A 14,379-nucleotide genomic window follows, 5' to 3' on the forward strand; every position below is an offset into this window, starting at 1 on the left:
AATAATAAATAACAGCTTAAAAATAATTGCGCTCAGTGTAAGTGAATCAAAAATAACCACGTCTATAGCGTCACTATTTTGCAATCAAGATCACTGTTACAACATTCAAAACCAATAGTGGATCACAAACCATAAAAAAAGCTCGGACACTGCCGAGCTTTTTTAAAAAATATTGAGCAAATTTAGCCTCTAAAATTTGTCATTTAAGCCTAAAATACTTTTTCAAATTTAGTCGCTGAACGGCGAATAAAAATAGCAACCAACGCTGAAATGGCTAAAAAGAAACAATAGTAAGAATGAGACACTATTTCTAATGGTGATAACTTAAATACCGAACCTAACAATAGGGCTTGCGCACCATAAGGTAACACCCCTTGTATTACACAAGAGAAAATATCCAACAGGCTCGCAGAACGACGTGGAGTAACGCCATTTTCTTTGGCAAGCTCACGAGCTACACCACCAGACACAATAATTGCTACGGTATTATTTGCAGTACAACAGTTAGTTAAACTGACTAAGCTCGCAATGCCTAACTCACTTGCGCGTGAATTTTCTGAAAGACTATGCTTTGAACTAAACTTACCAATCACACGACTAATCAGTTGGGTTAAAAATGCTAAGCCACCTTGCTGACGCATTAATTCACTCACACCACCAATCAACATTGAAAGTAAGAAAATTTCCTGCATGTTGCCAAAACCACTATAAATATCTTTACCAAATGTAGTTAGGCTATAACTATCAATCGAGAATAAGCCAACACCACCAGCAAGCACAATGCCCAAACTCAGCACAACGAATACATTCACCCCAGAAACAGCAAGGATTAAAATGGTGATATAAGGTAAGACCTTAAGCCATTCAATAGGGTTAGCAGCAGGTAGGGTCGTCACTGAGCTACTGAAAGCAAACAACACCATCGTCACTATCGCTGCGGGTAAGGCGATCTTAATATTTTCACGAAACTTATCTTTCATCTGACAACCTTGAGAACGGGTTGCAGCAATCGTCGTATCTGAAATAATCGATAAATTATCACCAAACATTGCACCACTAAGAACAACACCAGCCGTTAATGCTACATCCATTCCAGCCGCTTGAGCGATACCTAATGCCACAGGTGCCACTGCAGCAATAGTGCCCATAGACGTACCCATTGAGGTAGCAATAAACGCTGAAATAACAAAAATACCCGGTAAAATCATACTCGCAGGCAATATTGCCATACCTAAGTTTACCGTTGCATCAACACCACCAGAAGCCTTAGCAACCGCCGCAAAAGCACCCGCTAATAAATAAATCATGCACATTGCAATAATATCGCTATGACCAACGCCACGGATAAATTGTTCTATTGCTTTATTTAATTTTTCTTTGCTCAGCAAAATAGCCACTATTACGGCAGGTAATGCCGCAACGGGTGAAGGCAATTGATAAAATGCGAAGTCGACACCTTGATAAGTAAGGTAACTACCGACACCGATAAATAAGGATAAAAAGATCCCCAATGGCAGCAATGCCAATGCTGAAGGTGTAATTGCTGCTGGTTTAGTTGTGTTTGACATGCTGATAATGAATATCTATTTTAGAATTTCCCTTAGGTTAATGGGATGTGTCATCACTGTCAACATCTAGACGTCTAAACATCCATATGCGCAATAATAACTCTCCGTAAAAAACCGTCAAAAAAACATTTACGCCAATATTTTGACTGTATTTCCCGTCATTAGCGCCAATAAAAAGTCATAAAATATCAACACCTTACCCCATTTAAAATAAAATATTTAATCATAACTGAATCAATTGTAATGCCAGTTAGAATTTGCTCTCATAGGGTATATTTTTACTCATGAGATGAACTAATGCAGTTTTCACTCAAACAAAAACTGATCATTGCTAGCGTATCTGCGGTGATAATAATGGCAACAGCATTAACATGGTTGGCTGCCAAGCAACTCGATAATGAGACTCACGCCAGTACCTCAGAGCGTGCTCATAGTATTGCCTCTACAGCAACAATAGGTATTGCCGACTGGATGAATATTCGCCGTGCAATTACACAATCATTCGATAAATATTATGATCAACCCAATAGTGTGATGTTTTTAGAGCAAGCACGTAAAAGCGGTGGCTTTGATGATATTTATTTTGGTGCCGTAGATGGCGCCATGGAGCGATCACATCCTGAACGTAATCGTGCTGACTACGATCCACGTACTCGACCTTGGTATCGCGATGCACAAACAGCGGGCAAACAAATCATTACCACCGCTTATAAAGATGCGATTACTAATGCTTTATTAGTCACGATAGCTCAGCCATTACAAGCTAAAGGCCAAATGGTGGGTGTCGTCGGTGCTGATGTTCTCATCGATCAATTAATCAATGATGTTATTAGCCTTGATGTTGGTGATAATGCTTTTGCCATGCTGATTAATAAACAAGATGGCACTTTTCTCGCTCACCCGAATAAGCAACTATTACTCAAACCATTAGCGCAATACAGTAACCAATTAACATTAGCCAATATTGAACAGCAGGTTGCAACGAACAAATCCCAAAGCTTAACTATAAATGGCCACCAGAAAGTATTCTATTTTTCTAATGTACCGAATACCGACTGGATTTTAGCGTTAGAAATGGATCGAGCAACAGAAGAAGCCAATTACTATTCAGCGTTACAGCAGTTAATTATTACTGCAATCGTTATTACACTATTAGTGATCGCCGCCTTAACAGTATTAGTTAATTTCCTCTTTCGCGATCTTAATCGAGTATCAGCAGCCTTAGCAGAAATTGCGAGTGGTGAAGGTGATTTAACCCGTCGTCTTGAACCTCATAGCAATGATGAAGTGGGTCAACTAGCACATAACTTCAACTTATTTGTGAGTAACCTCCATAGCATGCTGACGCGTTTAAGTCTCGTATCTAGCACCTTAAACCAACAGTCACATATTACAGCTTCTCAAGCAGAAGAACGCAGTACTCGTATTCAATTTCAACAAGATGAAATTAATATGGTGGCGACTGCAATTAATGAAATGGCAGCCGCTACCCATGAAATTGCGTCAAATGCAGAAAATACGGCCCGCACCTCAGAAGAAACGGTGATTGCTTCAGGCCATGGCAGCGTCCAAGTTAACCAAAGCCAACAATCAATCGCGAGTCTTGCCCAAGAAGTAGAAACGGCAACGGGTGTGATCAGCGCATTAAACAGCCATGCACAAAGTATCAATACCATTCTTTCTACAATTCAAGGTATTGCAGAGCAAACCAACTTATTAGCCCTGAATGCAGCTATCGAAGCGGCACGTGCGGGTGAACAAGGACGAGGATTTGCTGTTGTTGCTGATGAAGTTAGAGTATTGAGTCAACGTACCCATGCTTCCACTCAAGAAATTCAGCAGATGATCGAAACGCTGCAGCAAACCACCAGCCAAGCGGTGGGAATCATGGATGATAGCCGTCATTTAGCAGAAACCAGTGTTGATGATGCTAATTCGGCCTCTGCAAGCTTGTCTCAAATCACAACAGCTGTAAATAATATCAGTGATATGGCAACACAAATTGCTTCTGCGGCAGAAGAACAATCATCGGTGACATCTGAAATTACTCGTAACACTGAGGGAATTCGTGATGTATCAAATGAATTAGCAATAGAAGCTAATGAAGCAGCAAAACAAGCTGCTGAGTTATCAACATTGTCACATGAACTGCAACAAGAAATTAATCGATTTAAACTGTAATTATTCGCTATCCAGTTAATGACCAACAATAAAGGCTTGCCTACCCTGCTGCTAGTTGAAACTAGAAACAGAGTAGCAAGCCTTTATTTTTATGCTTTAGGTCGCTACCATTTTACTTAACCATATTAAATACAATCGCACCAACCGCTAAACACCCCATCAATAAGATGAAATACGTGCTTATTTTGCCGCGATAGATTTTTAAGCTTTCAATGTGATATACCGCCAGCATAGGCATTAAAAATAGAATCATCGCAATCACTGGCCCAGACAGCGCTTCCATCATACCTAAAATACTTGGGTTCATTACCGCTGCAAACCAAATGCTGATAAACATCACAACAATGCCGATCTTATCAATGGTCTTTAATGATAAAGAAGTCTGCTTAGCAACTAAGCCATTAAAACTCTCACGAGCCCCCATGAAATGCCCTAAGAACGATGATGTAATTGCAATAAAAGCAATTAATGGCCCTAAAATCATAATAAAAGGGCTGTCTTCAACATTCGCTAAATACGATAACACTGACACATTATCCACTTTCGCTTGCTGAAGTTGTGCTGGCGTTAAGCTCAGTACACATGAAAAAACAAAAAACAGTACAAACGCAATTAACATCACTGACGTACGTTTTAGAATTGTTTCTGATTTGGTATGTGCTTGTTTACCATATTGACGGCGCTGAGCATTAACAAAACCGGAGACCACTGGCGTATAGCTAAAAGCAAAAACAACCACGGGAACAGCTAACCATAACGACGCACTCAAATCACCAATGCTTTGATGAAAGCTAAAATCAGGCATATGCCAACTTGGGATCAAATAAATTGAAATGCCCGCTAAAATAAGTGCCAAAGGGTAAACAATCATACTAAATACTCGTAGCATGGTTTTTTCACCTGCAAGCATAATAGCGATCATACCAAACACTAACCCACCGGATAGCAAAACGCGTGACGGTGGAGCCATATTAAGTTGGTGCACCATAAAGCTATCAACCGTATTGGTTAAGCCGACACCGTATATAAGTAATATAGGAAAGATAGACAGAAAATAAAGCAGTGAGATTAAGCGTCCATAACGCTGGCCGAAATGCTCTTCAACCACATCAGTAAAATCTGCATCTTTTTGGGTAGATGATAAAACAAACCGAGCCAACCCGCGATGAGCCCAAAATGTCATAGGCCCTGCCAATAATGCCATGATCACTAATGACCAAAAACCACCAGAACCAATATTAATCGGCAAAAATAAAATGCCAGCACCAACGGAGGTCCCAAATAAGCTTAACATCCAACTGGTGTCATGCTTAGTCCAACGAGACGAAACGGTTGCGGCTTCAGATGCGGAAAGATCTTGTGATATTGACACGGTAACTCACTACGACTTAATAAAACTGGCCATCAGTATGAAACGAGCATCGACAAGACTCAAAAAAAGAGTGACACAGATCACCCTAAAATAACAGAGTTCAATATCCTACAGCCACTAATAAAGTAACAATAAGCAATATATTAAACTGCTTTTATGGTTAAATTTTAGAATAAACAACCAAAATTTTCAATTAAACAATTTTTTCAACATCGCGTGATTTTTACACAAAAAAACCCTATGAACAGAATTCATAGGGCCAAAAAGCTATCTCTAATAGATAATTAGTTCACTTCGATTGGTGCAAAACTTTTAATTAAATCATCTAATTGTTTAATTTGCGCAAGGAAAGGCTCAAGCTTATCAAGCGGGAAAGCTGATGGGCCATCACAACGAGCTGAATCTGGCGTTGGGTGCGCTTCCATAAACAAACCAGCAATACCGGTTGCAATACCTGAACGTGCAAGATCAATGGTTTGCTCACGACGACCGCCAGATGCAGCACCAAGAGGATCGCGACACTGAAGTGCATGCGTTACATCAAAAATAATTGGACTACCTTTTGATGCTTTTTTCATAACATCAAAACCTAGCATATCCACAACAAGGTTATCATAACCATACAGTACGCCACGCTCACATAGAATCACATTGTGGTTATCGCACTCAGCAAACTTCTCGACAATGTTACCTACTTGACCAGGACTCATAAACTGTGGTTTTTTCACATTGATCACGGCACCTGTTTTTGCCATTGCTTCAACAAGATCAGTCTGGCGAGCAAGAAAAGCAGGTAGCTGAATCACATCAACTACATCAGCAACAACTTGTGCTTGTTCTTTTTCATGAATATCAGTAATGATTTTCACACCAAAAGTGTCTTTTAGTTCTTGGAAGATTTTTAAACCTTCTTCTAAGCCAGGACCACGGTACGAATGTACAGATGAGCGGTTAGCTTTATCAAAAGACGCTTTAAATACGAAAGGAATACCCAATTTGTTGGTTACTTCTACGTAGTGCTCACAAATTTCCATCGCTAAATCACGCGACTCTAGCACATTCATACCACCAAAAAGGACGAATGGCTTATCGTTAGCAACATCAATATCACCAACACGAACAATTTTTTGTTGCATCATATTTATCTTCTCATCTAGTGCAAGGTAAGAGGCTCTTCATATAGAGCATCAACTTGAAGTTTAAGTAAATCAGCAGCAGGATCTTCAGGGCATTGCTCAATAAAATAAGAATAATCTACCGCAGCCGCATGAAGACAATCAAGTTGCTGGTAAATATAGCCCCGATCACGAATTTCGTGTGGATCGCCTGGATTTAATACGAGTGCTAAATCACTGCAACGTAACGCATCAGTAAATTGTTCTTCTCGTAATAACGCACTTTTCATTACCGTTAACCAGCGCGATAAAATAACGTTATTTTGTTGTTCATCAAGATACTCAGATTTAAATTCAGCAAAAGGACCACGATGACCAATCAACCAACTCCGTAAAATATGGGTGCTAACAAATTCACCATCAAAAGGATTGATGTATTGAATATCATCTTTCGACCACACAACTTTCAATAAAAATTGAGTTGGAAAACCAACGTTTTCAACAGGTAATTCTAGCTGCTTAGCCAGATACAACAAAATTGCCCCTAAACTAACTGGGATCCCTTTGCGTCGTTCTAATACTTTATCTAAAAATGCATTTTCTGATGAGAAATACTGCTGAAGATCGCCTTGAAATCCCCACTCACGATAAAACAGTCGTAATAACCCATCTAAACGTAAACGAGGGTTAACCTCCCCCATTAACATTTGTTCAGCTTCTTGTGCTAACTGTGTCAAGCGCAGCTGTACCCATGTTGTTGGGAAATCAGCCTCGACTTCAGCCATGAAAGCAATCGCGCCATCAACCAACGGCATCTGATTAAGCTCTTGTTCATTAAATGGCATCATGATTTTACCTGCATTAGCCTAAGATAGGTGTTTTAGTGATCGCTAATTGTGCCGCTAGCACTAGCCAGCCAATTGCGCCTAAAAAGGCAAACGTCTTAAAGACTTTATTCTTTCCATGATGAAGAGTGAAATAACCTAATGCTATATAAGCAAGAACACAGGTTAATTTTTCTGTTAGCCAGCCATTACCAGCGGTAAAAGGCATAAAGCCAGTAATAAAAATTAATGCCACACCAGACGCTAACATGATCGTATCAATGATATGGGGAGTAATCTTAAAGAATTTTTTCTGTATCATTGATGAGTTTGCCATCACCATTATATAGCGTGCGACAAACAATAAGACACTTAACGCAATTGCAGTAAGGTGGATGTGTTTCATTGCCATATACATCATTGTTAATGATCTCCTTGCCAGCAACCCATCGTAACACGATCGAGCCCAGCATAATCCTGACATGTTGATACCTGCACATAGCCTAATTGCTCAAGAATCATTCGAACGGCTGCGCCTTGTTCAAAACCATGTTCCATGAGTAACCAACCGTCAGGTAATAAATATTGGCGTCCATATTGGCTAATAATACGAATATCAGCGAGTCCGTTATCACTAGCGACTAACGCACTTTTAGGTTCAAAGCGTACATCACCTTCAATCAGATGTGGATCCGCTTCATCTATATAAGGCGGATTACTGACAATGACGGCAAATTGAGGCTGTTGTTCAAGTGGGGAATACCAACTACCGCATAAAAAACGGCTATTGGTAATATCTAATCTGTGGCTATTTTCAGTGGCTAATGCGACGGCTTCGGGGCGTAAATCAATTCCAGTAACGGCAATATCCGCTCGTTCAGATGCGATAGCTAAGGCTATGGCGCCTGTTCCGGTCCCTAAATCTAGTACCTGACATTGATGCGTTGGAATTTTCTCTAACGCGAGTTCAACCAATCTTTCAGTATCAGGACGGGGAATTAATGTCGACGGAGCCACTTTTAATGACAATGACCAAAACTCACGTTCGCCGACAATATAAGCAATCGGCTCACCCGCTATTCGACGGGCTAATAACGCTGAAAACATGTCAAATTGCGTATCATCAAGCTGCTTTTCAGGCCATGTTAACAAATAACTACGCGGTTTATCTAATACATGACATAGCAATACAGCACTGTCTAATTGCGGGCTATTTGAGCCCGCAATCGCAAGTTGTGCACTGGTCTGTTGTAATAGACATTCAATGCTACGTGACATTAGTTTTGCTCAGCCATCGCAGCAAGCTGATCGGCTTGGTATTCAGTAAATACAGGTTGGATCAAGGCGTCTAAGTCACCTTCCATCACTTCATTTAAACGGTAAAGTGTTAGCGTAATACGGTGATCAGAAACACGACCTTGTGGGTAGTTATAAGTACGAATACGGTCAGAACGATCACCTGAGCCTAACAAGTTACGACGAGTACTTGCTTCTGCTTCATGACGACGTTCCTCTTCCGCTTTAATAATACGCGCAGCAAGAACAGACATTGCTTTCGCTTTGTTCTTATGTTGTGAACGTTCATCTTGACACTCAACCACAATACCTGTTGGTAAGTGAGTAATACGAATTGCAGAATCGGTGGTGTTAACGTGCTGACCACCTGCGCCAGATGAACGGAAAGTATCGATTCTTAAATCACCTGCATTAATATCAGGAATTTCAGCTTCTGGAATTTCAGGTAAAATTGCGATAGTACAAGCAGAAGTATGTACACGGCCTTGAGATTCTGTAGCAGGTACACGTTGTACACGGTGACCGCCTGACTCAAATTTTAATACGCCATAAGCGCCATCGCCGTTTACTTTAGCAATCATCTCTTTGTAACCGCCTTGCTCTGAACGGTTTTCATTGATGATCTCCATACGCCAGCCACGACGCTCAGCATATTTACTGTACATACGGAACAAGTCACCCGCGAAAATACCTGCTTCATCGCCACCAGCACCTGCGCGAATTTCAACGAAACAGTTACGATCATCATTAGGATCTTTAGGAATCAATAATAGTTGTAACTCATCCGCTAAACGTTCAATTTCAGCTTTCGCGTCTTTGATTTCTTCTAGTGCCATTTCGCGCATTTCAGCGTCATCTTCTTGCGCCATTTCTTCAGCGGCTTCAAGATCATCTTTCGCTTGTTGGTACGCTTGGAAACACTTGGTCACTTCTTCAAGCTGAGAATACTCTTTTGATAGTGCGCGGAATCGGTTTTGATCACTAAGAACACCGGGATCACCCAGTAAATGTTGAACTTCTTCGTAACGTTCAACCAGCGTTTCTAATTTAACTAAAATTGATTGCTTCATAATCTTCTAATTAGGGTGCGGAGTGAAGGCCTAGGCCATCAACTACTAATCGTTATAGGAATCCAGCCCAAGTGCTTCACGGATCACAACCAATTTGTCAGATTCACCATCTTTGGCGACCTGTTGCATGGCTTTCGTCGGGGCATGGATAAGCTTATTGGTTAATTTATTACTCAATTCTACCAAGGCTCTTTCAGGATCGGTGCCATTGGCGATTGCTTGTAAGCTGCGTTGTAACAGCTCATTTTTTATTGCTTCTGCGTATTGGCGATAATCACGAATACTATCCACCGCTTCCAGTGAACGTAGCCACTGTAAAAAGGCAATACTTTCTTCAGCTATTATCGCCTCAGCTTGAATCGCAGCCACTTTACGTTGCTCACGATTTTTCTCGACAATCGAATGCAGATCATCAACAGAATATAAATAGACGTCATTAAGATCGCCCACCTGTGATTCAATATCACGTGGTACGGCGATATCAACAAAGAGCATTGGCTGATTGCGACGTTGCTTCAACGCGACTTCGACCATGCCTTTACCGACAATGGGTAATGGGCTTGCCGTTGAGCTAATCACAATATCAGCACAATGAAGGTGATTGGGAATATCTTCTAAGCCAATCACTTCAGCACCAAATTCTCGCGCTAGATTAGCAGCACGCTCACGGGTTCTATTGGCAACAATTAAACGGTTACAGCCTTGTTCAACTGCATGACGAGCAACCAACTCAATGGTCTCTCCTGCTCCGATGAGCAACATCGTCACACCTGATAAAGCTTCAAAAATTTGTCTAGCCAACGAACATGCAGCATAGGCGACAGACACCGCATTGCCACCGATATCGGTTTCAGTGCGTACTCGCTTTGCGACAGTAAACGTTTTTTGAAACAATTTTTCTAAGGTACCAACCACAGTTCCATTGTCTTTTGATTCCGAATAAGACTGCTTCACCTGTCCTAGGATTTGCGGTTCGCCTAATACTAACGAATCTAAGCCACACGCCACACGCATTAAATGTCGCGCCGCAGCTTGTTGTTCATGAAAATACAGGCTTGGCATCAATTCTTCGGCTGTGATCTGATGAAATTTGGTCAACCAGTCAATAATCACACCCGGTCCTGACTGTGATAATTCACAGTAAACTTCGGTACGGTTGCATGTCGATACAATAACCGCACTTGATACCTCAGGATGGTTTTTAAGCTCCTGCAGTGCCAAAGACAGTTTTTCAGGAGAAAAAGCTACCTTCTCACGCAAATCAACAGAAGCTGTTTTGTGGTTGATTCCTAATGCAAGCAAGGTCATGGAAACAGTATACCCACTTTGGCAGTGAAAAAATCTAAGGTGCAGATTTTACTTGATGCCATGTCGTAATAAAAGGCAACAGACGTAATCAATCCATAATGACACCATTTTTATCGTTTTTTAGCCACCTTCTTAGCTTCGTTAGGGGGTATAATTTGGCATTCGATTAAATTATCGCTATTGTTTTGACTCATTTTGATAGAGATCCCCTACGATGATATTGCGTAATCTTGTTAAAAATATCACTTTCACGTCGGTAACCCCGCCACTCAAAAATGTGGTTACAGCACATCAAAAAAAATGGCTTAGTGCATTTTTCGCTTTATCGCTATCACTGCTTGCAGGTTGTGCCCAGCAACCGACAGTAACGCATAAAGCCGATTGGCCCCTCCATCAAGCCCAATTAAAACAACTCACCAATTATCATGCTCAAGGTGTCTTTGGTTATATTAGCCCACAACAACGGGTGACGCTGTCCTTTAATTGGCAAAACCAACCTGATGATTATCAACTTATTTTAACCAAAATGTATAAAACGATCCTTAAGTTGGATGCTCGTCCTAATGCGGTAACGCTGACCGATCCAGATGGTAAAACCTACCATGGAACCAATGCAGCACAACTCGTACAACAGCTCACAGGCATTAGCTTACCACTCCAACAAATGCAAGATTGGCTAATCGGTTTACCCACAGGAGCCGATCATTACCTACTCAATAAAAATGACCAAGTCGCCTTTTTAACCAAAAGAATAGCGGGTCGAACTTGGGAGATGCATTACAGTACTTATGACAATACTCAAGTACCCTCACTGCCAACACTAATGACCTTAACGCAAGGAAATTTAACCATAAAAATAAAAGTCTCCCAATGGAAAACAGCGTAATAACCTTGGTTTATTCATATTTTAAATTTACGTAATAATGAGTTATTTTCATGAACCACAACGCCAAATTTGATATTGCCACTCAGTGGCCAGCACCTGCAAAACTTAACCTTTTTCTTTATATTACAGGTCAGCGAGACAACGGTTATCATGACTTGCAAACGTTATTTCAGTTTGTTGATTATGGTGATACATTAACCATAACAGCCCGTCAAGATAGTGAAATAACCCTAACACCCACCATTACAGGTGTTGCTACCGAAGATAATTTAATTTATCGCGCAGCCATTGCTTTGCGCCAAGCCGCGCAAGTAAATTTTGGAGCAGAGATTCACATTGATAAAATTTTGCCTATGGGTGGCGGTTTAGGTGGTGGTTCATCCAATGCCGCAACAACCTTAGTCGCATTGAATTTTTTATGGCAAACACACCTCTCCGTTGATGAACTTGCCGCTATCGGCTTAAAACTAGGGGCTGATGTGCCTGTTTTTGTTCGAGGTCATAGTGCATTCGCAGAAGGAATTGGTGAAAAATTACAACCTGCATTACCACAAGAAAAATGGTACCTCATCGCTAAACCCGATATTAGCATCGCAACTGCTGAAATTTTCAACCATCCGCAACTACCACGTAATACAAAAAAACGCAGCTTAGATGCCCTGTTACGTGGGGTTTACGAAAACGATTGCGAAAAAATTGTAAGAAGTCTTAATCCCGAGGTTGATCAGGCGCTTTCATGGCTGTTAGAATATGCACCGTCAAGATTAACTGGTACTGGCGCTTGTGTGTTTGCTGAATGTGACTCCGAGCAAAATGCCAATGATATTTTGAATAATTTACCTGACTGGCTCCAGGGATTTGTCGCAAAAGGTGTTAACGTATCTCCTTTGATGACAACGCTAGCCACATATTCTATGGATTGTCAGTAATTACAACTTGGACGCAACCTGAGGTTTACACCGTGCCTGATATGAAGCTGTTTGCTGGTAACGCTACACCAGAACTAGCCCAACGCATCGCTGATCGTCTTTATATTTCATTAGGAGACGCAACGGTTGACCGTTTCTCCGATGGTGAAGTATGTGTGCAAATTAATGAAAACGTGCGTGGTAGCGACGTATTCATTATTCAATCAACTTGTGCACCAACTAACGACAACCTAATGGAACTGGTTGTTATGATCGATGCATTACGTCGTGCTTCTGCAGGTCGTATTACTGCTGTGATTCCATACTTCGGTTATGCGCGTCAAGATCGTCGTGTACGTTCTGCTCGTGTACCAATCACTGCCAAAGTTGTTGCTGACTTCCTTTCTAATGTAGGTGTTGACCGCGTACTAACGGTTGATCTACACGCTGAACAAATCCAAGGTTTCTTCGACGTTCCTGTAGATAACGTATTTGGTAGCCCTGTGCTGCTAGAAGATATGTTAGCGAAAGACCTACAAGATCCAGTGGTTGTTTCTCCTGATATCGGTGGTGTTGTACGTGCGCGCGCAATTGCAAAACTATTAGATGATACTGATATTGCTATCATCGATAAGCGTCGTCCACGTGCTAACGTTTCTCAAGTTATGCACCTAATCGGTGATGTTGAAGGTCGCGATTGTATTATCGTTGATGACATGATCGATACTGGCGGTACATTATGTAAAGCGGCTGAAGCACTAAAAGAACGCGGTGCTAAACGTGTATTTGCATACGCGACCCACCCTGTATTCTCGGGTAGTGCGCTACAAAACATCACTGAATCTGTCATTGATGAAATCATTGTGACTGACTCAATTCCACTAACAAAAGAAATTGCTGCAACAGGTAAAGTATCAGTACTTACGCTGTCAGGCATGCTAGCTGAAGCGATTCGTCGTATCAGCAACGAAGAATCAATTTCTGCGATGTTTGAGCACTAATCACGTTCGATTAGAATGAGATTTATCTCAGCTAAATTCTTAGCTAAATAAAAACCAACGCCTCGCTTTTGCGGGGCGTTTTATTTTTTATTGACTGCTGAAAAACCCGATCACCGCAGAGTCGTATCAATTTCACTTGATTTAGTATAATATAGCGCGCGTTTTGAACCCGACTATTGCTCGGTTTAACCATTACAGTGGTCATCACAAAACGCTATCACTACTGCTATATGACAAGAGAGACAAGCGTGAGTAATAATATTCGGTTACTTGTCGGCCTGGCAAACCCTGGCCAAGAGTATGCACAAACCCGCCATAATGCTGGTGCATGGGTCGTTGAAGAACTAGCTCGAGTCCATAACGTTACCCTACGTCAAGATCCAAAATATTTTGGTCTAACAGGCAGGATCACAACTAATGGTCAAGATCTTCGCTTGTTGATCCCAACCACATTCATGAATTTATCGGGTAAGTCTGTTGCTGCGCTTGCTAATTTTTTCCAAATTAAACCGGAAGAAATTTTAGTGGCGCATGATGAACTTGACTTACCTCCTGGTGTTGCCAAGTTTAAAAAAGGCGGTGGTCACGGTGGTCATAATGGCCTACGTGATATCATTAGCAAAATGGGCAATAACAAAGATTTCTATCGTCTAAGGATTGCCATTGGCCACCCTGGCGATAAAAATAAAGTCGCTGGTTATGTGCTAGGAAAGGCACCGGCCAAAGATCAAGAACTTATTAATGCAGCCGTTGACGAATCAGTGCGCTGTATTGATGTGCTTCTAAAAGACGGCCTCAGTAAGGCACAAAATCGTCTTCATTCATTCAAGGCAGAATAGCACACTGATAA

13 protein-coding genes are annotated in these 14,379 nt (G+C 41.3%); 5 read left to right on the forward strand and 8 right to left on the reverse strand.

The window, feature by feature from the left end; all coding sequences use genetic code 11:
• Positions 1-209: 209 nt before the first annotated feature.
• Entirely contained in the window at positions 210-1,568 is a 1,359-nt protein-coding gene (locus tag CZ809_RS13305; RefSeq protein WP_080158098.1) for a Na+/H+ antiporter NhaC family protein, read from the reverse strand.
• A gap of 297 nt (positions 1,569-1,865) precedes the next feature.
• Here CZ809_RS13305 and CZ809_RS13310 point away from each other — a divergent pair, with 297 nt between their 5' ends.
• Positions 1,866-3,749, forward strand: a complete 1,884-nt coding sequence (locus CZ809_RS13310) for a methyl-accepting chemotaxis protein (protein WP_080158099.1) — start codon at positions 1,866-1,868, stop codon at positions 3,747-3,749.
• Between the two features lie 112 nt (positions 3,750-3,861).
• Here CZ809_RS13310 and CZ809_RS13315 read toward each other — a convergent pair whose 3' ends face one another.
• From CZ809_RS13315 to hemA, 7 genes are all read right to left on the reverse strand, one after another.
• On the reverse strand, positions 3,862-5,121 hold the full coding sequence (locus CZ809_RS13315) for an SLC5/6 family protein (RefSeq protein ID WP_080158100.1): 1,260 nt from the start codon (positions 5,119-5,121) through the stop codon (positions 3,862-3,864).
• A 284-nt stretch (positions 5,122-5,405) separates the two neighbouring features.
• Positions 5,406-6,260, reverse strand: coding sequence for a 3-deoxy-8-phosphooctulonate synthase (gene kdsA / locus CZ809_RS13320; protein ID WP_080158101.1), 855 nt, complete (start codon positions 6,258-6,260; stop codon positions 5,406-5,408).
• 14 nt (positions 6,261-6,274) lie between these two features.
• On the reverse strand, positions 6,275-7,084 hold the full coding sequence (locus tag CZ809_RS13325; RefSeq protein WP_162841605.1) for a SirB1 family protein: 810 nt from the start codon (positions 7,082-7,084) through the stop codon (positions 6,275-6,277).
• A gap of 13 nt (positions 7,085-7,097) precedes the next feature.
• Positions 7,098-7,478: a SirB2 family protein gene (locus CZ809_RS13330; protein WP_080158172.1), complete on the reverse strand. Its 381-nt coding sequence runs from the start codon at positions 7,476-7,478 to the stop codon at positions 7,098-7,100.
• Positions 7,479-7,483: 5 nt separating this feature from the next.
• Positions 7,484-8,338, reverse strand: a complete 855-nt coding sequence (gene prmC, locus CZ809_RS13335) for a peptide chain release factor N(5)-glutamine methyltransferase (protein WP_080158102.1) — start codon at positions 8,336-8,338, stop codon at positions 7,484-7,486.
• Positions 8,338-9,426: a peptide chain release factor 1 gene (gene prfA / locus CZ809_RS13340; protein ID WP_080158103.1), complete on the reverse strand. Its 1,089-nt coding sequence runs from the start codon at positions 9,424-9,426 to the stop codon at positions 8,338-8,340. Before prfA ends, prmC begins: the two co-directional genes overlap by 1 nt.
• 45 nt (positions 9,427-9,471) lie before the next feature.
• Positions 9,472-10,734, reverse strand: coding sequence for a glutamyl-tRNA reductase (gene hemA, locus CZ809_RS13345; RefSeq protein WP_080158104.1), 1,263 nt, complete (start codon positions 10,732-10,734; stop codon positions 9,472-9,474).
• A gap of 214 nt (positions 10,735-10,948) precedes the next feature.
• Here hemA and lolB point away from each other — a divergent pair, with 214 nt between their 5' ends.
• The 4 genes from lolB to pth all read left to right on the forward strand — a co-directional run bounded on the left by lolB (position 10,949) and on the right by pth (position 14,368).
• Complete coding sequence (lolB, locus tag CZ809_RS13350) at positions 10,949-11,620, forward strand: lipoprotein insertase outer membrane protein LolB (RefSeq protein ID WP_080158105.1); 672 nt, start codon at positions 10,949-10,951, stop codon at positions 11,618-11,620.
• Between the two features lie 50 nt (positions 11,621-11,670).
• Entirely contained in the window at positions 11,671-12,549 is an 879-nt protein-coding gene (ispE, locus tag CZ809_RS13355; protein WP_080158106.1) for a 4-(cytidine 5'-diphospho)-2-C-methyl-D-erythritol kinase, read from the forward strand.
• Positions 12,550-12,581: 32 nt separating this feature from the next.
• The gene (locus CZ809_RS13360; protein ID WP_036793517.1) at positions 12,582-13,529 is read left to right on the forward strand and encodes a ribose-phosphate pyrophosphokinase; all 948 of its coding nucleotides are present in this window, start codon (positions 12,582-12,584) and stop codon (positions 13,527-13,529) included.
• Between the two features lie 248 nt (positions 13,530-13,777).
• On the forward strand, positions 13,778-14,368 hold the full coding sequence (gene pth, locus CZ809_RS13365) for an aminoacyl-tRNA hydrolase (protein WP_080158107.1): 591 nt from the start codon (positions 13,778-13,780) through the stop codon (positions 14,366-14,368).
• The last annotated feature ends 11 nt before the right edge of the window (positions 14,369-14,379 follow it).

Source organism: Photobacterium piscicola, assembly GCF_900166965.1.
Taxonomy (GTDB): domain Bacteria; phylum Pseudomonadota; class Gammaproteobacteria; order Enterobacterales; family Vibrionaceae; genus Photobacterium; species Photobacterium piscicola.